Genomic DNA, 21376 nt, shown 5'->3' on the forward strand with positions numbered 1-21376 from the left:
CAAGAGGGCCCGTTCGTTGCTCGCAGCGCGAGCGGTCGCCGGATGGATCAGATGCGCGAGATCTGGCCGTCGAACAGGCGCACGCGATCGCCTACGCGCAGGTCGCCGGGCGATGGCACGTCATAGGCGCGGTAGCCACCATGATCCAGCTGGATGGAGACCCGGTACGCCTGGGTGTACCCGCTGTTGTTGCGCCCTTCGACTGCATTGCCGGCCACCGCACCGCCGAGCACGCCCACGGCCGTGGCTGCGGCGCGGCCCGAACCGCCACCGATCGAGTTGCCGATCACACCGCCGACCACAGCGCCGATGATGGCACCGGCGCCCGAGGTGCGCCCCTGGCCCTGGGACTGCATCACCTCAATATTCGCCACGCGGCCAAACTCGGTGGGAACCGGGTTGGAAGACGAGTAGACCGGCGCCTGGGTCTGGTAGCCGCCGCCGGCGTAGTATTCCTGCGAACGCGGGGGAGCACCGCAAGCGGCCAGGCTCCCGATCAGGATGAGGGAGCCAGTCAGCGTGGCGATACGGGTCGTCTTGTTCATTGCAATCTCCTGAAGATGGATCTCGGCGGGCGACCAACTGCACCAGCGCAGCGGTCCTTGCCCGACCATGCTGAGATTGAATCACCGGCCAAGGGTTCCCGGCGCCATCCGGCAGCGGGAGGCCGCGTCAGCCATCACCTACAGGATAGGAAGCCTGCCAGGCCGCCCGCAAGCGTTTGTTCAGAAGATTACAAATGCCTGCGCAAGCTCAGGCCTTGCCGGTCGAGCCGTAGCCACCTTCGCCGCGCTCCGTCGCGGTGAACTCGGTCACCACATTGAATTGCGCCTGCACCACAGGCACGATGACCAGTTGCGCCAGGCGCTCCATGGGCTCGAGCGTGAAGGCCGTGCTGCTGCGGTTCCAGGCGCTCACCATGAGCTGGCCCTGGTAGTCGCTGTCGATCAGGCCCACCAGGTTGCCCAGCACGATGCCGTGCTTGTGACCGAGGCCCGAGCGCGGCAGGATCAGCGCGGCATACCCAGGGTCCTTGAGGTAGACGGATATGCCCGTGGGCACCAGTTGCCAGGCATTGGGTTCGAGGGTGAGCGGCGCATCCAGGCAGGCCCGCAGGTCGAGCCCCGCGCTGCCGGGTGTGGCGTAGGTGGGCAACTGGTCCGCCATGCGCGGATCGAGAATCTTGACGTCAATCTTCACTTCTTGTTTCCTGTCTTGCGCTGCTGGGCCCCTTGCCGCTGGCGCTCCTTCACGGCCGCTGGCGGCACCACTGCGGTGCCTGCCGATGCGGCAGCATTGATCACGATGCCCATGAACCACCACAGACCGGCCATCACCGCCAACCCAAACCACGAGCCCTGGCCCACCATCACGAGCGTGAGCGCATGCACCGCCGCGACCACGGCCAGCAGCGTGCGGGCGATGCGCACCATGCCGAGGAAGGGCGACACTACTTTCAGCAGATCGGGCGGCAAGGCCACGGCCAGCGCTGCGGGGCTGGCGCCGCCCTGGCGTGCCGCCGCCTGCGCGGACCCGGGCGCAACGCCGCCGGGCAATGCATGCTGCTGCGTGACCTGCGCGGAATGGGCCGCCTGCGCCCGCCCCGACTGCAGCGCCTGGGAGGCGCTCAGCCGCTCCACATAGCTGGCGAAGTCGCCATTGGGCGGAGTGTCCCATTCGGGCTTGATCGAGTGCATCGTCATAGGGCCTCCCCGCAGGGGTCAAGAAATGGGCGAAAAACCATCAGCCGCGCCGCGCGGGCAGCCGTGCAGCCACCTCGCCCACCAGGCGCTGCGCCAGGGAGCGCTTGGACGCCAGGGGCAGTTCGCGGTGGCCATGCTCATCCACCAGCAGCAGGGCATTGTCGTCCTGGCCGAAGGTGGCAGGGCCGATATTGCCCACCAGCAGCGGAATTTTCTTGCGCAGGCGCTTGGCTGTGGCATGGGCCAGCAGGTCGTGGCTCTCTGCTGCAAAACCCACGCAGTAGAGTTCGCCGGACAGCGCCTCTGGCAACCGGGCCACGGTGGCCAGGATGTCGGGGTTCTCGACGAAGGCCAGCGTCGGGGCCTGGCCCGAGCCGTCCTTCTTGATCTTTTCATCGGCCTGCGTGGCCGGGCGCCAGTCGGCCACGGCCGCCGTGGCGATGAACACCGAGGACGTGGGCGCCAGCGCCATCACCGCAGCCAGCATCTGCTGGGCCGACTGCACGTTGACCCGCTGCACGCCACGCGGCGTGGGCAGGTGCACGGGCCCAGCCACCAGGGTCACCTCTGCACCCGCTTCGCGCGCGGCACGGGCGATGGAAAAGCCCATCTTGCCGCTCGACAGGTTGGTGATGCCGCGCACCGGGTCGATGGCCTCGAAGGTCGGGCCCGCCGTGATCAGCACCTTGCGCCCGGCCAGGGGCTTGGGCGTGAAGAAGGCGATCAATTCGTCGAGCAGCTCCAGCGGCTCCAGCATGCGGCCGTCGCCGGTTTCGCCACAGGCCTGGTCGCCATTGCCCACGCCGAGCACCCGGGCGCCGTCTTTCGCGACCTGGGCCAGGTTGCGCTGGGTCGCGGGGTGGGCCCACATCTCGCGGTTCATGGCGGGCGCCAGCAGCAGCGGCACACGGTCCATGGGGCGCGCCAGGCACAGCAGGCTGAGCAGCTCGTCGGAGCGGCCCTCGACGAGCCGGGCGATGAAATCGGCGCTGCAGGGCGCGATCAGGATGGCGTCGGCCTCGCGGCTCAGGTTGATGTGGGGCATGTTGTTGGGCTCGCGCGCGTCCCACTGCGAGCCGTACACGGGCCGCCCCGACAGGGCCTGCATGGTCACCGGCGTGATGAACTGCGCGGCCGCCTCGGTCATCACCACCTGCACGGTGGCGCCCTCCTTGATCAGTTGGCGGCATAGATCGGCCGACTTGTAGCAAGCCACGCCTCCGCTCAGTCCCAGAACAATGTGTTTGCCAGCAAGCTCATTCATGGGCGCGAATTTAGCAGACGGCTAGGAGGCTGTCGGAATTGGAGCGTCGAAAGCGAAAATCGGCCCCAGCGAGGACAGTTTTTGCCGGATTTGCAGCCCCATAGCCAGGCTATGGGGCAAAAAGGCGGTGAAAAATGGACCGCTGCGGCCGATTTGCAGCCGACGATTTCCAAGTCCGACAGCCTCCTGGCCCGCAGGTGCATGGCTTCAAAAGACCTTGGCAGGCCCGGTGCCGGGCGGCCATCTATAATCCCAATTTCCCACCACCAAAAAAGACATGACCAAATTTGTCTTCGTCACCGGCGGTGTGGTGTCTTCCCTGGGCAAGGGAATCGCCTCAGCCTCCCTTGCCGCGATCCTCGAATCGCGGGGCCTCAAAGTCACCCTCATCAAGCTCGACCCGTACATCAACGTGGATCCGGGCACCATGTCACCGTTCCAGCATGGCGAAGTGTTCGTCACGGACGATGGCGCCGAAACCGATCTCGACCTGGGTCACTATGAGCGTTTCATCGAAACGCGCATGAAAAAGACCAACAACTTCACGACCGGCCGCATCTACCAGAGCGTGCTGGAAAAGGAGCGCAGGGGCGACTACCTGGGCAAGACCGTGCAGGTCATCCCGCACGTCACCAATGAAATCCAGGAGTACATCAAGCGCGGCGCAGGCGTCGGCACCGATGACGCCGTGGACGTGGCCATCGTGGAAGTCGGCGGCACCGTGGGCGACATCGAGTCCCTGCCGTTCCTGGAAGCCGTGCGCCAGCTGAGCCTCAAGCTCGGCCCGAACAATGCCGCCTTCGTGCACCTGACCTACGTGCCGTGGATCGCCGCGGCCGGCGAGCTCAAGACCAAGCCCACCCAGCACACCGTGCAGGAGCTGCGCAAGATCGGTATCCAGCCCGACGCGCTGCTGTGCCGTGCCGACCGCCGCATGCCCGAGGACGAGCGCGCCAAGATCTCGCTGTTCACCAACGTGCCCGAGTGGGGCGTGATCAGCATGTGGGACGTGGACACCATCTACAAGGTGCCGCGCATGCTGCACGAGCAGGGACTTGATGGCCTGATCTGCGACAAGCTGCGCCTGAACACGCCGCCCACGAGCTTGAAGCGCTGGGACCAACTGGTGTACGAAACCGAGCACCCACAGGGCGAGGTCACCATCGCCATGGTCGGCAAGTACGTGGACCTGTCGGACAGCTACAAGTCGGTGAACGAGGCGCTGCGCCACGCCGGCATGAAGAACCACGTGCGCGTGAAGATCGAGCACGTGGACTCCGAGACCATCAACGCCGCCGACGCGGCCGAGAAGCTCGCCAAGTACGACGCCATCCTGGTGCCCGGCGGCTTTGGCGCACGCGGGGTGGAAGGCAAGATCAGCACCGCCCGCTTTGCCCGCGAGCAGCAGGTGCCCTACCTGGGCATTTGCCTCGGCATGCAGGTGGCCACCATCGAGTATGCGCGCCATGTGGCCGGCCTCAAGGACGCCAACAGCACCGAATTCGAGCCTGCCACGCCGCACCCCGTGATCGCCCTGATCACCGAGTGGAAGGACGCCGACGGCACCATCAAGCAGCGCGACGAGAACTCCGACCTGGGCGGCACCATGCGCCTGGGCGCGCAGAGCTCGGACGTTTCGGCCGGCACGCTGGCGCACGAGATCTACGGCAACATCGTGACCGAGCGCCACCGCCACCGCTACGAAGCCAACGTGAACTACCTGGACCAGTTGCGCAAGGCGGGCCTGGTGATCTCGGCACTGACGCAGCGCGAGCAGCTCACCGAGATCGTCGAGCTGCCCAAGAGCGTGCACCCCTGGTTCATCGGCGTGCAGTTCCACCCCGAGTTCAAGTCCACCCCCTGGAACGGCCACCCGCTGTTCAATGCCTTCATCAAGGCGGCGGTGGAGCACCAAAAGAGCCTGCAGCAGCCCGCCGTGGCGGCCTGATCGGCACAACCCATCCAGAAAAGAAGAGACCCTGCCATGAAACTTTGCGGCTTTGATGTCGGCCTGGAACACCGCTTCTTCCTCATCGCGGGCCCCTGCGTGATCGAGTCCGAGCAACTGCAGATGGACGTGGCCGGGCAGCTCAAGGAGATCACGGGCGCCCTGGGCATTCCGTTCATCTTCAAGAGCAGCTTCGACAAGGCCAACCGGTCTTCGGGCACCAGCTTTCGCGGCCCGGGCCGCGACAAGGGCCTGGAAATCCTGGCCAAGATCCGCAAGGACCTGGGCGTGCCGGTGCTCACCGACGTGCACACCGAGGACGACATCACCGAGGCCGCCAAGGTGGTCGACGTGCTGCAGACGCCGGCCTTCCTGTGCCGCCAGACCGACTTCATCCGTGCCGTGGCGCAGTCGGGCAAGCCGGTGAACATCAAGAAGGGCCAGTTCCTCGCGCCGCACGACATGAAGAACGTGATCGACAAGGCCCGCGCTGCCGCCAAGGACGCCGGCCTGCCCGAGGACAGCTTCATGGCCTGCGAGCGTGGCGCGAGCTTTGGCTACAACAACCTGGTGTCGGACATGCGCAGCCTGTCCATCATGCGCGAGACCAACGCCCCGGTGGTGTTCGACGCCACGCATTCGGTGCAGCTGCCCGGCGGCAACGGCACCAGCAGCGGCGGCCAGCGCGAGATGGTGCCGGTGCTGGCACGCGCGGCCGTGGCCGTGGGCGTTGCCGGCCTGTTCATGGAAACCCACCCGGACCCCGCCAACGCCCTGTCCGACGGGCCCAACGCCGTGCCGCTCAAGCACATGAAGGCGCTGCTGGAGACGCTGGTGGCGCTGGACGGCATCACCAAGAAGAACGGTTTTCTCGAAAACAACTTTGGAGCCTGAGACATGAGCAGTGGTTACGTCATCGCATCGGTCACCGTCACCAACCCCACACAGTACGAGGAGTACCGCAAGTGGAGCACCATCGCCATGCAGGCCCATGGCGCCGAAGTCTGCGTGCGCGGTGGCAAGGTCGAAGTGCTGGAAGGCGACTGGAACCCCGGCCGCACCGTGATCCTCAAGTTTCCGAGCTTCGAAGCGGCCCGCGCTTTCTATGACACGCCCGAATACCAGAAAGCCAAGGCGGCGCGCGAAGGCGCCGCCATCATGCGCATGGTCTGCGTAGAAGGCGTATAGCCACCGCAGGCCGCAATACGTACCCGGTACGTACCGCACCTGCCCCGAACACTATCAAATCGGTAGCATAGAATCGCGACCGACGCGCGGCGGCGCCAGGCACCGCAGGTGGTTTGCCCCTCCTCCCTGCCCGTCCGGATGAATTTCAAAAACCCTCAAGGAAGATCATGAGTGCCATTGTTGACATCGTAGGCCGCGAAGTGCTGGACAGCCGCGGCAACCCCACCGTCGAATGCGACGTGCTGCTGGAGTCGGGCGTGATGGGCCGTGCGGCCGTGCCTTCGGGCGCCTCCACCGGCAGCCGCGAAGCCATCGAGCTGCGCGACGGCGACAAGAGCCGCTACCTCGGCAAGGGCGTGCTCAAGGCGGTCGAGCACATCAACACCGAGATCTCCGAAGCCGTGCTGGGCCTGGATGCCTCCGAGCAGGCCTTCCTGGACAAGACGCTGATCGACCTGGATGGCACCGACAACAAGGGCCGCCTGGGCGCCAACGCCATGCTGGCGGTCTCGATGGCCGTGGCCCGTGCAGCCGCCGAAGAATCCGGCCTGCCGCTGTACCGCTACCTGGGCGGCATGGGCAGCATGCAGCTGCCCGTGCCCATGATGAACGTGATCAATGGCGGCGCACACGCCAACAACAGCCTGGACCTGCAGGAGTTCATGATCATCCCCGTGGGCGCACCCACCTTCCGCGAAGCCCTGCGCTGGGGCGCCGAGGTGTTCCACGCACTGAAGAAGATCCTGCACGACAAGGGTATCAGCACCGCCGTGGGCGACGAAGGCGGCTTTGCCCCCAGCGTCGAAAACCATGAAGCGGCCATCGTGCTGATCCTGCAGGCCATCGAAGCCGCCGGCTACACGGCGGGCGAGCAGATCGCCCTGGGCCTCGATTGCGCGGCCAGCGAGTTCTACAAGGACGGCCACTACGTGCTCGAAGGCGAAGGTGGCCTGAAGCTCACGGCCACACAATGGACCGACATGCTGGCATCGTGGTGCGACAAGTACCCCATCATCAGCATCGAAGACGGCATGCACGAAGGCGACTGGGATGGCTGGAAGATCCTGACCGATCGCCTGGGCAAGAACGTGCAGCTGGTGGGCGACGACCTGTTCGTCACCAACACCAAGATCCTCAAGGAAGGCATCGACAAGAAGATCGCCAACTCGATCCTGATCAAGATCAACCAGATCGGCACGCTGACCGAGACCTTCGCCGCTATCGAGATGGCCAAGCGCGCCGGCTACACCGCCGTGATCTCGCACCGCTCGGGCGAAACCGAAGACAGCACCATCGCCGACATCGCCGTGGGCACCAACGCCGGCCAGATCAAGACCGGCTCGCTGTCGCGCTCGGACCGTATCGCCAAGTACAACCAGCTGCTGCGCATCGAGGAAGACCTGGGCGACATCGCCCACTACCCCGGCCGCGCTGCGTTCTACAACCTGCGCTGACCCCTGCCCGCATGCCGGCCCGACCGCCTGCCCTGTTGCGCGCCGCCCGCCCCCCACGGGGCGGCGCGGTGGCCATGGTGCGTGGCTGGTAAGCTAAAGCGCCATGGTCAACCGCCTTGTTCCCGTTGTGCTGCTGGCCCTGCTGGCAGCCGTGCACGCCCAGCTGTGGCTGGGGCGCGGCAGCCTGCCGCGCGTGAACGAGATGCAGCGCCAGATCGACGTGCAAAAGGCCGCCAACGTACAGGCGCAGCAGGCCAACGAGCGCCTGACCTCCGAGGTGCATGACCTCAAGGAGGGCCTGGACATGGTCGAGGAAAAGGCGCGCAGCGAGTTGGGCATGGTCAGGCCCAACGAAATCTACGTGCAGTTCACGCCGCGCTGAGCGGTGTCAGCGCCCTCTCACGGCCCCCTCTCGTGCCTTTGAAGATCGTGCTGCTGGGCGCGCCCGGCACCGGCGCACAGGCTCTGGCCGACGCCCTGGCGGCGCACCTGGCCGCCACGCCCTCCTCCACACCCGTGACGCTGGTCGTGCTGGCGGACTTCTCCGCCCTGGACCAGACCGCCTCCATGGCACTGCTAATGGGCCTGGACCTGCCCTGCCCGCCAGACCAGCAGCCCGCGCAGCAGGCGGCCGACGCGCAGCTGCGCGCGGCGCTCAATGCGGCGGGCGTTGCCTACCGGGTGGTGTATGGAACAGGGCCGGCCCGTCTGGCCAGCGCCTTGCGAGCGCTAGGCGCCGTGCTGGGCGTGCCTGAAAGCGATGCCGTGCAGGCCAACGAATCCCGCGCGGTCCGTCTACGCGCATATGGGTGCGAAAAATGCAGCGATCCGGTGTGCGAGCACCGGCTGTTCACTGCGCTGACCCGGCCTCCTGCGCCAGGCTGCGCTTGAGCTCCTTGAGCAGCAACACCACTTGGCTGGAGCCGTGGCGGTAGCCGCCATTGAGCACCTGCACCACGCGCGGCCATTCGCCCTGCTGCGCCAGCTCGACAATGGTGGCGGCCTGTTCGTGGAAATACTCGTGGCGCGCCACCAGCAGGGTGAAGGCCGGGCGGTCGCCCAGCAGTTCGGCACCCACACCGTGCAGCCAGCGGCCCAGGGCGTCCTGGTCGGTGCGGCGCACCATGGCCGGGTCCAGCCCCTTGGAGGAGCGGCCTTCGAGGTAGTCCATCAGCCGCTCTTTCCAGCGCTCGTGCGCGTTGATGGCGGCGTCCAGGTCGAGCACGGCCAGCACCGTGTCGGCACGCCGGGAGTCCTGCGCGAGCGAGCTTTCGTAAAGCGCCAGTGGCGGCACTCCCCTGTGGCGGGCACCCATGCCCATGACGCGACTCAGAAACCCCATGACAGCCCTTTGTAACAGGCCTTGATGGTAGACCCGCCGCGCTGCACGTGCCGGCCGCGATTGTCAACGATGGTCAGATGGCCAGCCCGGTGCGGCGGCCACCGCCCCTATTGCATGCCCGTGGGCGCTGGCGGTTGGATGATGGCCGGCTCCACGAAGATCTGCGCCGCATCCACCGCATCGAAGCGGTACTGCTGGCCGCAGAACTCGCAGCCCACCTCGATCTCGCCGCGCTCGGCCAGGATGCTCTCGGCCTCCTCTGCGCCCAGGTTGCGCAGCATGGCGCTCACGCGTTCGCGGCTGCAGGCGCACGCAAAGCGCGGGCCCGTCTCGCCCTGCTGGGGCGTAAAGCGCACCAGCTTCTCCTCCCAGAACAGGCGGCGCAGAATGGTGTCCACGTCCAGGCTCAACAATTCCTCGCGGGTCAGGCTGGCGGCGAGGTGGGCGATGCGGTTGTAGTCTTCGTTGTGGCCGATCTGGTCTTCGTTCTCGCGATGCGACAGGCCGGAGGCAAGGTTGCCCTCGCCCTTGATGGGCATGCGCTGGATCAAGAGGCCCGCCGCCACCTTGTCGTTGGCGCCCAGCACCAGCACGGTGTCGAGCTGCTCGGACTGCAGCATGTAGTGCTGCAGCACGTCCGACAGGCGATCGAGCTTCTCGTGGTGGTCGCCATGCAGCGGCACCACGCCCTGGTAGGGCTGCTGGCCGGGGTGGCGGTTCTTGGGGTCGAGCGTGATGGCGCAGCGCCCGCCCCCGCCCACGTTCACCATCTGACTCAGGCGCGCATCGGCCGGCACCTCGCTGGTGACGGTGGCGGTGGCGCGCAGCGAGAGGTCGGACTGCACCTCGGCCACGGCCAGCTTCACCGGCCCGTCGCCAAACACCTGCAGGACCAGCGCGCCATTGAACTTGATGTTCGACTGCATCAGCACGCCTGCCGCCGCCATCTCGCCGAGCAGCTCGGTAACGGGGGCGGCATAGGCGCCCGTGGCCGAGTTGCCGGCGCGCCGGGCCAGGATGTCGGTCCAGGCGTCGGTCAGGCGCACGAGCATGCCGCGCACAGGCAGGCCATCGAAGAGGAATTTGTGAAGTTCAGACACTAAGCAGGGTTCCGTTGAAAAGTCGGGATTGGCTGGCCGTTGCTCAGCCGATCCGGTGCAGGCCGCTCTGGAAGCGGCGCGCATTGTCGATGTAATGCTGCGCGCTCTGGCGCAGGCCCTCGATCTGCTCGGGGCTCAGTTCGCGCACCGCCTTGGCGGGGCTGCCGATGATCATGGAGCCATCGGGAAACTCCTTGCCCTCGGTCACCAGCGCGCCGGCGCCCACCAGGCAGTGCTTGCCGATCTTGGCGCCATTGAGCACGATGGCCCCGATGCCGATCAGCGACTCGTCGCCGATGGTGCAGCCGTGCAGCATGACCTGGTGGCCCACCGTCACGCGCTCGCCCACCACCAGCGGCTTGCCGATGTCGGCGTGCAGCACGCTGGCATCCTGGATGTTGGAGCCGGCGCCGATGGTGATGCTTTCCGTGTCGCCACGCACCACGGTGCCGAACCAGACGCTCGCGTCCTCGCCCAGCACCACGTTGCCCATGACCTGGGCGCTGTCGGCCACCCAGGCCGAAGCGGCCACCTGGGGAATCGCACCATCGAGTTCGTAAATCGCCATACCGCAGACTCCAGACAGAAAGAAAATATTGCGCGCATCGGGGCCTGCCAATGGTTACAAAGCGTTTGCAGCGTTGCAGATGGCAGGGCCTAGAATTGTAAGGATGGAGCTACGCCAACGTGCACTGCAGGTCTTGTGCCTTGCGGACCCCGAACAAAAAGCGGCGCAGTCGCTGAGCCTGCACGCGCAGGCTGCTCAGCTTTCAATAGCAGACAAAGCCCCTGAAGGCCCTGCGGACCCTGGCGCACTGCCCGGTCGCCCGGAGCGCCCGGTGTTGCTGCGGCACACCGAGTTGGCCCGCCGCTCCCCCGCCACGCCCGAAGGCCGGGCCATTTTGCTGCACGCCATCGCCCACATCGAGTTCAACGCCATCAACCTGGCGCTCGACGCCGTCTGGCGCTTCGATGGCATGCCAGGCGCCTACTACCTGGACTGGCTGCGCGTGGCGGCCGAGGAGGCCACCCACTTCAACCTGCTGCGCGAACACCTGCGCACGCACGGCCATGACTATGGCGACTTCCCGGCCCACCAGGGCCAGTGGACCATGTGCGAGAAGACGCAGGACGATGTCCTGGCGCGCATGGCCCTGGTACCGCGCACGATGGAGGCGCGCGGCCTGGATGCCACCCCGCAGATCCAGCGCAAGCTGCGCCAGGTTGGCTCGCCCGATGCGCTGGCCGCCGTGGACATCCTCGAGATCATCCTGCGCGACGAGGTGGGCCATGTCGCCATCGGCAACCACTGGTACCGCTGGCTGTGCACGCGCCAGGGGCTGGAGCCCGAGGCGCACTACGGCGTGCTGGCGCGCCAATATGAAGCGCCGCGCCTGAAGCCGCCGTTCAACGATGCCGCCCGCCGTGCCGCCGGGTTCACCGACACCGAGCTCCTGTGGCTCCAGCAGGGCTGAGCAGGCTGCTCGGACACCCGAACTTCCCTACAATGCCTCGCGTCCCCCCTCCCTTCATGCACAGCCAACGCATCCACGATCCATGTCCACCCACCCTGCCCATGGAACCACCTACCCTGCCCGGCCTGCCCCGGGCCAGTCTTCCGTGGCAATGATCGCGCGCCAGGCCATCGTCAATGGCCAGCAGATCGTGGTCGGCTACGAGCTGTTCAACCGCTCGCGCACCGAAGCGGCCCACACGGCGGCCAGCGATGTGATCCTGATCTTCAATGCCCTCTCGCATGCGGGCACCGAAGAGCTCGTGGGCAAGAAGCTGATCTTCGTGAACTGCACGCACGAAAGCCTCTCGGGCGGCCACCTGGAGCTGCTGGACCCGGACAAGGTGGTGCTGGAGATACCTCCCCTGGGCCACGCCGCAACCGATGAGGTGGCTGCGCGCCTGCCCATCCTCAGCGGCCTGCGCGAACGCGGCTTTCACCTGGCGTTCAACCATACGGTGCTGCAATCGACCTATGCCCCCTGGCTGCCGCTGGCCGACTACATCAAGCTCGACCTGTCGGTGCTGGCGGTCGACCAGCTGGCGGTGCTGATCAGCTATGCCGGGCGCCACTCCCAGGCCGAACTGATCGCCGAGAAGGTGGAAACCGCCCAGCAGTACGACACGGTCTCCACCCAGGGCGTGCAGCTGTTCCAGGGCTACTGGTTCGCCCGCCCGGCACTGGTCGAGGCGAAACTGCTCACGCCGGCCCAAAGCAGCATCATCCAGCTGATCAACCTGGTGCGCCAACAGGCCAGCACCGACGAGATCGAAGAGGTGCTCAAGAAGGATGCGGGCCTGGCCTTCAACCTCATGCGCCTGATCAATTCGGCCGGGTTCGGCATGAACCGCGAGATCACCTCCTTCCGCCAGGCGGTGATGCTGATGGGCCTGAAAAAGCTCTTCCGCTGGGCAGCCCTGCTGCTCACGGCCTCGCGCACCAGCGGCGCGCCCTCGTCCGTGGGCCAGACCGCCGTGGTGCGCGGGCGCCTGATGGAACTGCTGGCGCTGGAGACCCTGCCCCCCGACGAGGCCGACCAGGCCTTCGTCGTGGGCATCTTCTCCCTGCTGGACGTGATGCTCTCCATCCCCATGGAATCGGCCATCGGCCTGCTCAACGTGCCCGAGGCATCCGCTGCGGCCCTGCTGCGCCGCGAGGGCTTCCTCGGTGACCTGCTGAACCTGGCCGAGGCCTGCGAATCCAGCGACGACGCCGTTTTCGACCGCGCCGCCGGCACCTTGCACCTGTCCAGCCAGCAGATCAACCTGGCCCACCTGCAGGCCCTGGCCTGGGCCGACCAATTGACCGAGGACTGACCGAGGATTGACCCTGCGGTCGAGAGACGTGCAAGATGCATACAGAAGGATTACTGCAGCGGGTCTAGAATCCGATCCAGTAGCCCTCCCTGTCTATCCCTATCCAAGCGCCCATGTCGACCACCCCTGAACAAGCCGCCTCCGAAGTCGATCCGACCCAGGAGAACGTCGAAGACAGCAATCTGGCCATCATTGCGCGCCAGCCCATCGTGGACCAGCACCGCGCCGTGTATGGCTACGAGCTGTTCGACCGCTCCACCGCCACCGCCTCGCACACCGCCGCCAGCGATGCCGCCCTGCTGTTCAACGCCCTGTCGTACGCAGGCACCGAGGCCCTGGTGGGCAAGAAGACCGTCTTCATCAACTGCACGCACGACAGCCTGGCGGGCGGCCACCTGGAGCTGATCCACCCCGAAAAGGTGGTGCTCGAAGTGCCCCCGCTGCCCGACAGTGCCACCCAGGAAGAGATCGACGGCCGCGTTCCCGTGCTCGAGTCGCTGCGCGCCCGTGGCTTTCGCCTGGCGTTCAACCAGCATGCCCTGCGCCGGGCCTATGCCAGCTGGATGCCGCTGGCGGCTTACATCAAGCTGGACATGCAGGCCTTCAAGCCCGAGCTGGCAGGCCCGCTGGTCAAGTTTGCCGGCAACTACGCCAAGGCCACGCTGGTGGCTGAAAAGGTGGAGACGCCCGAGCAGTTCAAGATGATGCTCGACCTGGGCGTGAAGCTGTTCCAGGGTTTCTGGTTCGCCAAGCCCTCGCTGGTCAAGGCCACCACCATCCGGCCTTCGCAGGCCACCATCATCCAGCTGATCAACCTGGTGCGCAAACAGGCCAGCACCTCCGAGATCGAGGACCTGCTCAAGAAGGACCCCACGCTGTCCTTCAACCTGCTGCGCTTCATCAACTCCTCGGGCTTCGGCCTGTCGTGCGAGATCACCTCGTTCCGGCACGCGGTGATGATCCTCGGCCTGAAAAAGCTGTTCCGCTGGGCGGCGCTGCTCATGACTACCTCGCGCGCCGACGGCTCGCCGCCGGCCGTGGGCCAGACCGCCGTGGTGCGCGGCCGCCTGATGGAGCTGCTGGCCACCGAACTGCTGCCGCCCGAAGAGTGCGACAACGCCTTCGTGGTGGGCGTGTTCTCGCTGCTGGACACCATGCTCAACGTGCCGATTGAGAAGGCCCTGGAATCCGTGGCACTGCCCCAGACCGTGACCGACGCACTGCTGCACAACACCGGTGTGTTCGCCCCATTCCTGGAGCTGACCAAGGCCTGCGAAAGCGGCGACGAAGTGGTGTTTGCCCGCACGGCCGAAGCCCTGCACCTGTCGAACCGCCAGGTCAACTGGGCCCACCTGCAGGCTCTGACCTGGGCCGAAAGCCTCAACGCAGACTGACCGCGCACCGGCCGCGCCATGCGACAAAGGGGAGCCAGTGGCTCCCCTTTTGCATTCTTCGGGCGCTTACTGCCCCTTGATGCCCGCCGCGCGGATGATGCGCAGGTTGGCCTCGGACTCCGCGGCAATGCGCTTGCCGAAGTCGGCCGCCGTGCCGCCCAGGGGCACGTTGTCGGAAGCGTCGAGCTTGCTGCGCACATCGGGCAGGGCCAGCACCTTGTTGATCTCGGCATTGAGCCGGGCCACCACGGCGGCAGGCATGCCCGCCGGTGCGAACACCCCGAACAGCGAGGACAGGTTGGCCGCGCCCTGACCCAGCTCGGCCAGGGTGGGCACGTCGGGCAGGGTGTCGAGCCGGTCAGGCGCGCCCACGGCCAGGGCCTTGAGCTTGCCGCTCTTGATGTGCTGCAGCACGGCCGGCCCGGCGTTGGTGGACAGGATCTCGAACTGCCCGCTGAGCGCGTCGTTCATCTGCTGGCCGCCGCCCTTGTAGGGGATATGCGTCATCTGCACGCCGCTGGTGTGCATGACCTGCTCCAGCATGATGTGGCCCAGCGACGCCTGGCCCGAGGTGGCCCAGCGGATGGCGCCCGGTTTGGCCTTGGCCTGCGCCAGCAGGTCGCGAAAATCGCGCGCGCTGCTGGCCGGCGTGCCCAGCAGCAGCACGGGCGAGTACATCACGGTGGCCACCGGCACGATGTCCTTGGCCGGATCGAAGGGCGATGCGCCCAGGTGTGGATTCAGCGCCAGAGGGCTGATGGCCGCAAAGCCCAGGGTGTGCCCGTCCGTCGCCTTGGCCACGGCATCCAGGCCGATGCTGCCGCTGGCCCCGGCCTTGTTCTCGATCACCACCGGCTGGCCCAGCGGGCCCGCGAGCTTGTCGGCCAGCAGCCGCGCCACCACATCGCTCACGCCCCCGGCCGGGTAGGCCACCACGATGCGCACCGGCCGCGTGGGCCAGGTCGGCGCCTGAGCGTGCGCCAAGGCAGGCGCCAGCAGCAGCGCGGCACTGCTGGCCAACCCTCCCAGCGCAGCGCGCCGGCTGGAGTTCACGCTATGGTTGTCGGATTCCATGTTCAGTCCTTATTTTTGGATTCAATATCTCGGGGGATTGTGGCCCGATCAGCCACGCGGATGGTGCTGCGCATGCAGCGCCTTGAGCCGCTCGCGCGCCACATGGGTGTAGATGGTGGTGGTGGAAATATCGGCATGCCCGAGCAGCAACTGCACCACGCGCAGGTCGGCACCGTGGTTGAGCAGGTGGGTGGCAAAGGCATGGCGCAGCGTGTGCGGCGACAGCGGCGTGGTGATGCCGGCCACGGCCGCCCATTTCTTCACGATGATCCAGAACATCACGCGCGTCATGCCGGCACCGCGATGGGTCACGAACAGGTCGTCCGTCTGCTGGCCCGCGAGGATGGCGCCGCGCGCCTCGGCCAGGTAGCGGTCGAGCCACTGGCGCGCCTCTTCGCCAAAAGGCACCAGGCGCTCCTTGCTGCCCTTGCCCATGACGCGCAGCACGCCTTCATTGAGCCCGAGCTGGAAGGTCTTGAGCGTGACCAGCTCGGTCACGCGCAGGCCGCTGGCGTACATCAGCTCCAGCATGGTGCGGTCGCGCAGGCCCAGGGGGTTGCCCAGATCGGGCGCGGTGAGCAGGGCCTCCACCTGCGCCTGCGACAGGGTCTTGGGCACGCGCAGAGGCTGGCGCGCCGCCTGCAAGCGCACGGTGGGGTCGGCGCTGATGCGCCGCTCGCGCAGCGCCCAGTGGAAGTAGCGCCTGAGCACTGTCAGGCGCCGGTTGGCCGAGGTGGCGCGGGTCTCTTCATGCCGTGCCGCGAAGTAGCCCTGCAGGTGCTGCTCGGCCGTGCCGTCCAGGGCCAGCCCGGGATGGTGCTCGGCCAGCCACTGCGCATACAGCGTGAGGTCGCGCCGGTAGGCGGCCAGGGTGTTGCGCGAGAGGCCGTCCTCCAGCCACAGGGCGTCCACAAAGGTATCGATCGCGTTCAGGCTGGCGGTGAGCATGCCAAAACCATAGCACGTAAAAAAGCCGCCCGTGGGCGGCTTGGGTACAGCGTGGGCGCGCCTGGTTTATTCCAGCGTCAGCTTCTGCTTGACCACCACGTCCTTGTAGACCGCGAATTCGGCCTTGATCTGCTCGGCAAACTGCTCGGGCGTGTTGCCGATCACGATGGAGCCGGTCTCCTCGATGCGCTTCTTCACGGCCGGATCTTCCAGCGCCTTGCGCACGGCGGCGTTGACCTTGTCGACCACTTCCTTGGGCAGGCCCTTGGGACCGACGATGCCGTAGTAGGCCATGCGGTTCACGGGCTCCAGCCCCAGTTCCTTGAACGTGGGCACGTTTGGCAGGGCGGCGACACGCTGGGGCGCCGCGACGACGATGGGCACCAGGCGGTTGTCCTTGATGAAGGGCAAGGCCGAGGGCAGGTTGTCGAAGATCATCGGGACCTGGCCGGCCACCGTGTCGTTCAGCGCCGGGCCCGCACCCCGGTAGGGGATGTGCGTCACGAAGGTGTTCGACAGGCTCTTGTACAGCTCCATCTGCAGGTGGCCGATGCCGCCCGTGCCCGACGACGAGTACGAGTACTTGCCCGGCGACTTCTTGAGCTCGGCCACGAAGGCCTTGTAGTCCTTGGCCGGAAAGCTCGGGTTCACCGCAATGATGTTGGGCGTGGCCGCGATATTGGTGATGGGCGTGAAGTCCGTGATCGGGTTGTACGGCGTCTTGGGGTTGATGGCCGGGTTGGCCGCCGTGGTGGACACAGTGGCGATGCCCAGGGTGTAGCCATCAGGCGCCGAGCGGGCGGTTTCGCTGGCACCCACGATGCCGCCGCCGCCGGCCTTGTTCTCCACGATCACGCTCTGGCCCAGGGCACGGCCCAGCGGGTCGGCGATCACGCGCGCAATGATGTCGGTGGTGCCACCGGGGGCAAAGGGCACCTGCAGCTTGATGACCTTGTTGGGGTATCCCTGGGCGGCGGCAGATCCTGCGGCAGCCACCAGCGTCAGCGCGAGCCATTGACGACGATGCATTGATTTCTCCTTCATGAGGGGGTAACAGACAGCGATGATGGTATGCGCAATGGCAACCACCGCGCCTTATGGATTTCACATAGGTGCTTACCCGTGGACGATGCGGCGTCTCGGGTATTCTCGGAGTGTGAATTACGCCCAGCTCCTGCTCCCCGATTTCTCCCTCATCCTGTGCGGTTATCTGGTGTGCCGCTTCACCGCATTGAACCGCGCCGTTTGGCAGCCGGTCGAGAGCCTGGTGTACTACCTGTTGTTCCCGGTGCTGCTCTTCCAGTCCATCGTCAAGAGCCCGGTGGACATCGGCGCCGCATCCGGACTGATCGCCGCCGGCATGCTCACCGGCATCGCCGGCATTGCGCTGGCCTACAGCATGCCGCACTGGCCCTGGCTGGGCAAGCGCCTGGACCTGCGCGACCACGCGGCCAGTGCGCAGATCGCGTTCCGCTTCAACTCCTTCATCGGCCTGGCGATTGCCGAGCGGCTGGCCGGCGCACAGGGCCTGCTCATGATCGCCGTGCTGATCGGCGTGTGCGTGCCGCTGTTCAACGTGGCCGCCGTGTGGCCCATGGCACGGCAGGGCGAGCATGGCTTCGTGCGCGAGCTGGCGCGCAACCCGCTGATCGTGGCCACGCTCTCGGGCCTGGTGGCCAACCTGCTCGGGTTCCAGATCCCCGCCTGGATCGAGCCCACCGTCACGCGCATCAGCGCCGCCTCGCTGGCCCTGGGCCTGATGGCGGCGGGTGCGGGCATGCAGTTCGGGCTGCTCACGCGCGGCAAGGCGCTGAGCATCTCGGTGCTGGCCATCCGCCACCTGGTGCTGCCCGTGATCGCCTTCGGCCTGGCGCACCTGTTCGCGCTCAACCCGGTACAGACCACCGTGCTGCTGGCCTTCTCGGCCCTGCCCACGGCCAGCACCTGCTACGTGCTGGCCGCGCGCATGGGCTACAACGGCCCTTACGTGGCCGGGCTGGTGACGCTGTCCACGCTGCTGGGCGTGGTGAGCCTGCCGTTTGCGCTGGGAGTGCTGCGGTGAATGCCATCCACGCCCTGGTACGCAGACGCGTGCTGGCCGCCGGCCTGCTGGCGGCCGGCATCGCACCGCTGGCCGCTTGTGGACGCAAACCAAGCCGTGGGCAGACGGTCCCGTCCGGGGCCACCGTGCTCGCGCTGGGCGACTCGCTGACCTCTGGCGTGGGCGCTTCTGCCGACACGGCCTACCCCGCCGTGCTGCAGCGCCTGACAGGGTGGAAGGTCATCAACGGCGGCATCTCGGGCGACACCTCGGCCCAGGCCCTGCAAAGGCTGCCGGAGCTTCTGCAAAAGCACCAGCCCGCGCTGGTGATCGTCAGCATCGGCGGCAACGACTTCCTGCGCCGCCAGAGCGCCAGCGCCACGCGCACCAACGTGCACAAGATCTGCGCCGACGCGAAGGCAGGCGGCGCGCAGGTGCTGCTGGTGGCGATACCCGAGCTGACGATCCTGGCCACCCTGGGCCAGTTGAGTGACCATGCGATGTACGAAGACATCGCCAAGGAGCGGGGGATTCCCCTGCACCGCAAGGGCTGGTCGGGCGTGCTGGCCGACGCCAGGCTGCGTTCGGACAACATACACGCCAACGCCGCCGGGTACGAACTGTTCACCCAGGGGCTTGTGGACACCCTGAAGGACACCGGGCTGCTCGCCCGGTAGGGTGCGAGATCAGGCGATCAGGCGCAGCGCCGACTCCCAGGCCATCTGCGCGTGGGAAAGCCCCTCTTCCCGGTTGAACTGCGCCGCCGTGCGCTCGCACACCGCCACCGGCGGGTAGGTGATGGTGCGGCCGCCCGAGAGGGCCTTGGTCTGCGCCTGGCAGGCACGCTCCAGAAAGTAGATGTTCAGGAAGGCCTCGGCAATGGTGCGGCCTGCGGCCAGCAGGCCGTGGTTGCGCAGGATCATCACGCGGTGCGCGCCCAGGCTGGCCACCAGGCGCTCGCGCTCCTCCAGGTCCAGCGCGATGCCCTCGTAGGCGTGGTAGCCGATATGGCCATAGAACTTGAGCGCATGCTGGGTGATGGGCAGGAGCCCCTCCTCCTGGCACGACACGGCAATGCCGTCGGCCGTGTGCGTGTGGATCACGCAGGCCAGGTCATGGCGTGCCATGTGCACGGCAGAGTGGATGGTGAAGCCCGCCGCGTTCACGCGCTCGGCCGCATCGCCGGCCTCTACCGCCGCGCCGCTGGGGTCGATCTTCACCAGGTCCTCGGGCCGCATCTCGTGGAACAGCACGCCGTAGCGGTTGATGAGGAAGTGGTCCGGCGTGCCGGGAATGCGCGCGCTGATGTGCGTGTCGATCAGGTCGGTCATACGAAAGTGCGCAATGAGCCGGTACAGTGCCGCAAGGTCGCGCCGGGTCTGGGTTTCGGCATCCACGGATGCAGCGGGTTCGTTGGTGGTCATGGTGGTGTGCTGGTTTGCAGTTGTCGTCAGGCCAGCTCCAGGTCCGGCTGCTGGCGGATCATGGCCGCCACGGCCAGGCTCTGCGCGTCGCCCTGGGCCTCCAGCGCGGCGATCACGCCCAGTCGGTCGGCCACGGACTTGTCCTGGTTGAGCTTCATCTTGCCCTCGATGCGGGCGATGGGAATGCGCACGGCTGCAATGGCGCGCAGGCGCGATGCGGTATGGTCAGTGGGCACGCCTTCAAAGGTCCATTCGCCGCCCAGCGGCGTGTCGTAGGTGGCCACGGTGCGCGTGAGCACCGCGTGGATCGCTGCCACGTCTTCCACCACTTCAGGCGTGCCCTGCACGTGGATGGCGGTGTAGTTCCAGGTCGGAAAAGTGAGCCGGTTGGCATACCAGCTCGGCGAGATGAAGGCGTGAGGACCCTGGAAAATGACCAGCGCCGGAGCACCGGCCTTGAGGTCATGGTATTGCGCATTGCCGCGCGCCAGGTGCGTGGTCAGCAGGCCGTGCGGCCCGCCCTCCTCGTCCACCAGGAACGGCAGGTGCGTGGCATTGATCCCCTGCGCGCCATGGGTCACCAGGGTGGCGAAGCTCCACGCGCGCATGCGCTCGCGCAGCAGCGGCTCGTCCTTTTCCGCATAGGCGGGGGGCGTGTACATGGCGCGGCTCCTTACGCGTGCTGGTGGAACCAGCGCACGGTGTCGTCGAAGGCAACGCCCGCCACGTCGGCCACCGAGACGGCTTCGAGAAAACTGTGCACCGTTCCCTTGTAGACCTTGGACTGCACGTCCACGCCCTCTGCCTTCATCTTGGCCACCATGTCGATGTTGCCGTCGTACAGCGGATCGCACTCGGTGATGACCAGGAAGGCGGGTGGGATGCCGCGCAGGTCGGCATCGAGCAGGTTCATGCGCGGGTCGGTGTAGTCCTCCTTGCGGCCCAGGTAGTTGCGGTAGAACCAGACCATCATGTGCAGCGACAGCCCGTAGTCGCCCGCGCCGTAGCGCACCACCGAGTCCTGGTACAGGTCGGTGCTGAAGCCCGTGTAGTTGAGCACCATGCCGCGGATGGGGCTTGGGCCCAGGTCGCGGAAATGCAGCGCTGTGCACAGCGAAAGGTTGCCGCCGGCCGAATCACCGCCGATGAAGAACTGGTCCTTGTCGAAGCCGATCTCGCCGGCGTGGGCGATGAGCCAGTCCACGGTGTCGATGCACTCCTCGATCGGCTGGGGAAACTTCGCATCGGGTGCACGCGTGTAGTTGATGCCGATGACCACGATGCCGGCCCGCTCGGCGTACTCGCGCATCAGGCGGTCATGCGTGTCCACGCTGAACAGCACGAAGCCACCGCCGTGGATGTAGAAGAATGCGCCGGGCATGCGCTGCTCCTTGGGGTAGTAGGTGCGAATCATCACCTCGCCGTGGCGCGTGGGCACCTGGCGCTCGGTGGTGCGTGCCATCAACGGCCCGCCCGCAGTCCAGGGTGCGCGCACCTTCTCGGCGATGTCGCGGCCCTCGGCAATCGACACCGTATCGCGGCGCGGGAACTTGGATGCGTCCGCCGCCATGCGCTGCACGAACAGCTGGACTTGCGGATCGAGGGGCGCAGGCTTGGCACCCTGGGTGGATGCAGCGAAGGCGGGGTCGAGCTGATTCATGTTGGAG

General features: G+C 66.7%; 24 protein-coding genes. 11 read left to right on the top strand and 13 right to left on the bottom strand.

The features are described from left to right. Window positions 1-47 precede the first annotated feature (47 nt). The 4 genes from ACSQ3Y_RS25840 to coaBC all read right to left on the bottom strand — a co-directional run bounded on the left by ACSQ3Y_RS25840 (window position 48) and on the right by coaBC (window position 2967). Window positions 48-545 carry a glycine zipper 2TM domain-containing protein gene (locus ACSQ3Y_RS25840; protein WP_057202259.1) on the bottom strand — a complete coding sequence of 166 codons (498 nt, stop codon included), beginning with the start codon at window positions 543-545 and terminating at the stop codon, window positions 48-50. 208 nt (window positions 546-753) lie between these two features. Next, entirely contained in the window at window positions 754-1200 is a 447-nt protein-coding gene (dut, locus tag ACSQ3Y_RS25845) for a dUTP diphosphatase (protein ID WP_057268168.1), read from the bottom strand. Further along, window positions 1197-1703, bottom strand: coding sequence for a hypothetical protein (locus ACSQ3Y_RS25850; protein ID WP_427999759.1), 507 nt, complete (start codon window positions 1701-1703; stop codon window positions 1197-1199). Before ACSQ3Y_RS25850 ends, dut begins: the two co-directional genes overlap by 4 nt. A 40-nt stretch (window positions 1704-1743) precedes the next feature. Beyond that, window positions 1744-2967 (bottom strand): bifunctional phosphopantothenoylcysteine decarboxylase/phosphopantothenate--cysteine ligase CoaBC, encoded by a 1224-nt coding sequence (coaBC, locus tag ACSQ3Y_RS25855; protein WP_427999758.1) that lies wholly within the window; start codon window positions 2965-2967, stop codon window positions 1744-1746. Between the two features lie 277 nt (window positions 2968-3244). Here coaBC and ACSQ3Y_RS25860 point away from each other — a divergent pair, with 277 nt between their 5' ends. The 6 genes from ACSQ3Y_RS25860 to ACSQ3Y_RS25885 all read left to right on the top strand — a co-directional run bounded on the left by ACSQ3Y_RS25860 (window position 3245) and on the right by ACSQ3Y_RS25885 (window position 8448). Beyond that, window positions 3245-4915 (top strand): CTP synthase, encoded by a 1671-nt coding sequence (locus ACSQ3Y_RS25860; RefSeq protein WP_057202251.1) that lies wholly within the window; start codon window positions 3245-3247, stop codon window positions 4913-4915. A gap of 36 nt (window positions 4916-4951) precedes the next feature. Continuing rightward, window positions 4952-5809, top strand: a complete 858-nt coding sequence (gene kdsA, locus ACSQ3Y_RS25865) for a 3-deoxy-8-phosphooctulonate synthase (RefSeq protein WP_305745762.1) — start codon at window positions 4952-4954, stop codon at window positions 5807-5809. 3 nt (window positions 5810-5812) lie between these two features. Then, complete coding sequence (locus tag ACSQ3Y_RS25870) at window positions 5813-6103, top strand: DUF1330 domain-containing protein (protein WP_007859228.1); 291 nt, start codon at window positions 5813-5815, stop codon at window positions 6101-6103. A gap of 167 nt (window positions 6104-6270) precedes the next feature. Next, the gene (gene eno / locus ACSQ3Y_RS25875; RefSeq protein ID WP_057268171.1) at window positions 6271-7557 is read left to right on the top strand and encodes a phosphopyruvate hydratase; all 1287 of its coding nucleotides are present in this window, start codon (window positions 6271-6273) and stop codon (window positions 7555-7557) included. A 103-nt stretch (window positions 7558-7660) separates the two neighbouring features. Next, window positions 7661-7939 carry a septum formation initiator family protein gene (locus ACSQ3Y_RS25880; protein ID WP_436179321.1) on the top strand — a complete coding sequence of 93 codons (279 nt, stop codon included), beginning with the start codon at window positions 7661-7663 and terminating at the stop codon, window positions 7937-7939. 32 nt (window positions 7940-7971) lie between these two features. Next, window positions 7972-8448 (top strand): hypothetical protein, encoded by a 477-nt coding sequence (locus ACSQ3Y_RS25885; protein ID WP_436179322.1) that lies wholly within the window; start codon window positions 7972-7974, stop codon window positions 8446-8448. Here the strand turns inward: ACSQ3Y_RS25885 and ACSQ3Y_RS25890 are convergent. The 3 genes from ACSQ3Y_RS25890 to ACSQ3Y_RS25900 form a co-directional block, all read right to left on the bottom strand. Then, window positions 8408-8899, bottom strand: a complete 492-nt coding sequence (locus tag ACSQ3Y_RS25890) for a CZB domain-containing protein (protein ID WP_427999755.1) — start codon at window positions 8897-8899, stop codon at window positions 8408-8410. The two genes, ACSQ3Y_RS25885 and ACSQ3Y_RS25890, sit on opposite strands and share 41 nt — an antisense overlap. A 107-nt stretch (window positions 8900-9006) precedes the next feature. Next, complete coding sequence (locus ACSQ3Y_RS25895; RefSeq protein ID WP_436179323.1) at window positions 9007-9999, bottom strand: Hsp33 family molecular chaperone HslO; 993 nt, start codon at window positions 9997-9999, stop codon at window positions 9007-9009. 43 nt (window positions 10000-10042) lie between these two features. Further along, a complete protein-coding gene (locus ACSQ3Y_RS25900; protein ID WP_057202237.1) occupies window positions 10043-10567 on the bottom strand; it encodes a gamma carbonic anhydrase family protein in 525 nt (174 codons plus the stop codon). Window positions 10568-10670: 103 nt separating this feature from the next. On the opposite strand from ACSQ3Y_RS25900, the gene ACSQ3Y_RS25905 reads away from it, so the two are divergent. The 3 genes from ACSQ3Y_RS25905 to ACSQ3Y_RS25915 all read left to right on the top strand — a co-directional run bounded on the left by ACSQ3Y_RS25905 (window position 10671) and on the right by ACSQ3Y_RS25915 (window position 14222). Beyond that, window positions 10671-11474 (top strand): ferritin-like domain-containing protein, encoded by an 804-nt coding sequence (locus tag ACSQ3Y_RS25905; protein ID WP_436179324.1) that lies wholly within the window; start codon window positions 10671-10673, stop codon window positions 11472-11474. 82 nt (window positions 11475-11556) lie between these two features. Then, window positions 11557-12828 (top strand): EAL and HDOD domain-containing protein, encoded by a 1272-nt coding sequence (locus tag ACSQ3Y_RS25910; RefSeq protein ID WP_057268177.1) that lies wholly within the window; start codon window positions 11557-11559, stop codon window positions 12826-12828. 113 nt (window positions 12829-12941) lie between these two features. Further along, window positions 12942-14222 (top strand): EAL and HDOD domain-containing protein, encoded by a 1281-nt coding sequence (locus ACSQ3Y_RS25915; protein ID WP_427999753.1) that lies wholly within the window; start codon window positions 12942-12944, stop codon window positions 14220-14222. A 66-nt stretch (window positions 14223-14288) separates the two neighbouring features. On the opposite strand, the gene ACSQ3Y_RS25920 is transcribed toward ACSQ3Y_RS25915, so the two are convergent. The 3 genes from ACSQ3Y_RS25920 to ACSQ3Y_RS25930 form a co-directional block, all read right to left on the bottom strand. Beyond that, a complete protein-coding gene (locus ACSQ3Y_RS25920) occupies window positions 14289-15296 on the bottom strand; it encodes a Bug family tripartite tricarboxylate transporter substrate binding protein (protein WP_436179325.1) in 1008 nt (335 codons plus the stop codon). 48 nt (window positions 15297-15344) lie between these two features. After that, entirely contained in the window at window positions 15345-16244 is a 900-nt protein-coding gene (gene xerD / locus ACSQ3Y_RS25925) for a site-specific tyrosine recombinase XerD (RefSeq protein WP_057202230.1), read from the bottom strand. Window positions 16245-16310: 66 nt separating this feature from the next. After that, a complete protein-coding gene (locus ACSQ3Y_RS25930) occupies window positions 16311-17273 on the bottom strand; it encodes a tripartite tricarboxylate transporter substrate binding protein BugE (protein ID WP_057202228.1) in 963 nt (320 codons plus the stop codon). Window positions 17274-17400: 127 nt separating this feature from the next. Here ACSQ3Y_RS25930 and ACSQ3Y_RS25935 point away from each other — a divergent pair, with 127 nt between their 5' ends. Next, entirely contained in the window at window positions 17401-18306 is a 906-nt protein-coding gene (locus ACSQ3Y_RS25935) for an AEC family transporter (RefSeq protein WP_057268179.1), read from the top strand. Between the two features lie 5 nt (window positions 18307-18311). Further along, window positions 18312-18962 carry a GDSL-type esterase/lipase family protein gene (locus tag ACSQ3Y_RS25940; protein WP_436180174.1) on the top strand — a complete coding sequence of 217 codons (651 nt, stop codon included), beginning with the start codon at window positions 18312-18314 and terminating at the stop codon, window positions 18960-18962. A 9-nt stretch (window positions 18963-18971) separates the two neighbouring features. On the opposite strand, the gene ACSQ3Y_RS25945 is transcribed toward ACSQ3Y_RS25940, so the two are convergent. The 3 genes from ACSQ3Y_RS25945 to ACSQ3Y_RS25955 are packed head-to-tail and all read right to left on the bottom strand — an operon-like array spanning window position 18972 to window position 21369. Next, window positions 18972-19709 (bottom strand): class II aldolase/adducin family protein, encoded by a 738-nt coding sequence (locus ACSQ3Y_RS25945; RefSeq protein ID WP_427999750.1) that lies wholly within the window; start codon window positions 19707-19709, stop codon window positions 18972-18974. Between the two features lie 26 nt (window positions 19710-19735). Beyond that, window positions 19736-20371, bottom strand: coding sequence for an FMN-binding negative transcriptional regulator (locus tag ACSQ3Y_RS25950; protein ID WP_427999749.1), 636 nt, complete (start codon window positions 20369-20371; stop codon window positions 19736-19738). 11 nt (window positions 20372-20382) lie between these two features. Beyond that, the gene (locus ACSQ3Y_RS25955) at window positions 20383-21369 is read right to left on the bottom strand and encodes an alpha/beta hydrolase fold domain-containing protein (protein ID WP_436179326.1); all 987 of its coding nucleotides are present in this window, start codon (window positions 21367-21369) and stop codon (window positions 20383-20385) included. Between the last annotated feature and the right edge of the window lie 7 nt (window positions 21370-21376).

This window comes from Acidovorax sp. LjRoot66, assembly GCF_964253305.1.
GTDB lineage: Bacteria > Pseudomonadota > Gammaproteobacteria > Burkholderiales > Burkholderiaceae_C > Acidovorax.

Bases quoted from the DNA above. Each gene is read 5' to 3' on its own strand.
- ACSQ3Y_RS25840 (WP_057202259.1), bottom strand. From the start codon at position 545: ATGAACAAGACGACCCGTATCGCCACGCTGACTGGCTCCCTCATCCTG.
- ACSQ3Y_RS25850 (WP_427999759.1), bottom strand. From the start codon at position 1,703: ATGACGATGCACTCGATCAAGCCCGAATGGGACACTCCGCCCAATGGC.
- coaBC (WP_427999758.1), bottom strand. From the start codon at position 2,967: ATGAATGAGCTTGCTGGCAAACACATTGTTCTGGGACTGAGCGGAGGC.
- ACSQ3Y_RS25860 (WP_057202251.1), top strand. From the start codon at position 3,245: ATGACCAAATTTGTCTTCGTCACCGGCGGTGTGGTGTCTTCCCTGGGC.
- kdsA (WP_305745762.1), top strand. From the start codon at position 4,952: ATGAAACTTTGCGGCTTTGATGTCGGCCTGGAACACCGCTTCTTCCTC.
- ACSQ3Y_RS25870 (WP_007859228.1), top strand. From the start codon at position 5,813: ATGAGCAGTGGTTACGTCATCGCATCGGTCACCGTCACCAACCCCACA.
- eno (WP_057268171.1), top strand. From the start codon at position 6,271: ATGAGTGCCATTGTTGACATCGTAGGCCGCGAAGTGCTGGACAGCCGC.
- ACSQ3Y_RS25880 (WP_436179321.1), top strand. From the start codon at position 7,661: ATGGTCAACCGCCTTGTTCCCGTTGTGCTGCTGGCCCTGCTGGCAGCC.
- ACSQ3Y_RS25890 (WP_427999755.1), bottom strand. From the start codon at position 8,899: ATGGGGTTTCTGAGTCGCGTCATGGGCATGGGTGCCCGCCACAGGGGA.
- ACSQ3Y_RS25900 (WP_057202237.1), bottom strand. From the start codon at position 10,567: ATGGCGATTTACGAACTCGATGGTGCGATTCCCCAGGTGGCCGCTTCG.
- ACSQ3Y_RS25905 (WP_436179324.1), top strand. From the start codon at position 10,671: ATGGAGCTACGCCAACGTGCACTGCAGGTCTTGTGCCTTGCGGACCCC.
- ACSQ3Y_RS25910 (WP_057268177.1), top strand. From the start codon at position 11,557: ATGTCCACCCACCCTGCCCATGGAACCACCTACCCTGCCCGGCCTGCC.
- ACSQ3Y_RS25915 (WP_427999753.1), top strand. From the start codon at position 12,942: ATGTCGACCACCCCTGAACAAGCCGCCTCCGAAGTCGATCCGACCCAG.
- ACSQ3Y_RS25920 (WP_436179325.1), bottom strand. From the start codon at position 15,296: ATGGAATCCGACAACCATAGCGTGAACTCCAGCCGGCGCGCTGCGCTG.
- xerD (WP_057202230.1), bottom strand. From the start codon at position 16,244: ATGCTCACCGCCAGCCTGAACGCGATCGATACCTTTGTGGACGCCCTG.
- ACSQ3Y_RS25930 (WP_057202228.1), bottom strand. From the start codon at position 17,273: ATGCATCGTCGTCAATGGCTCGCGCTGACGCTGGTGGCTGCCGCAGGA.
- ACSQ3Y_RS25945 (WP_427999750.1), bottom strand. From the start codon at position 19,709: ATGACCACCAACGAACCCGCTGCATCCGTGGATGCCGAAACCCAGACC.
- ACSQ3Y_RS25950 (WP_427999749.1), bottom strand. From the start codon at position 20,371: ATGTACACGCCCCCCGCCTATGCGGAAAAGGACGAGCCGCTGCTGCGC.
- ACSQ3Y_RS25955 (WP_436179326.1), bottom strand. From the start codon at position 21,369: ATGAATCAGCTCGACCCCGCCTTCGCTGCATCCACCCAGGGTGCCAAG.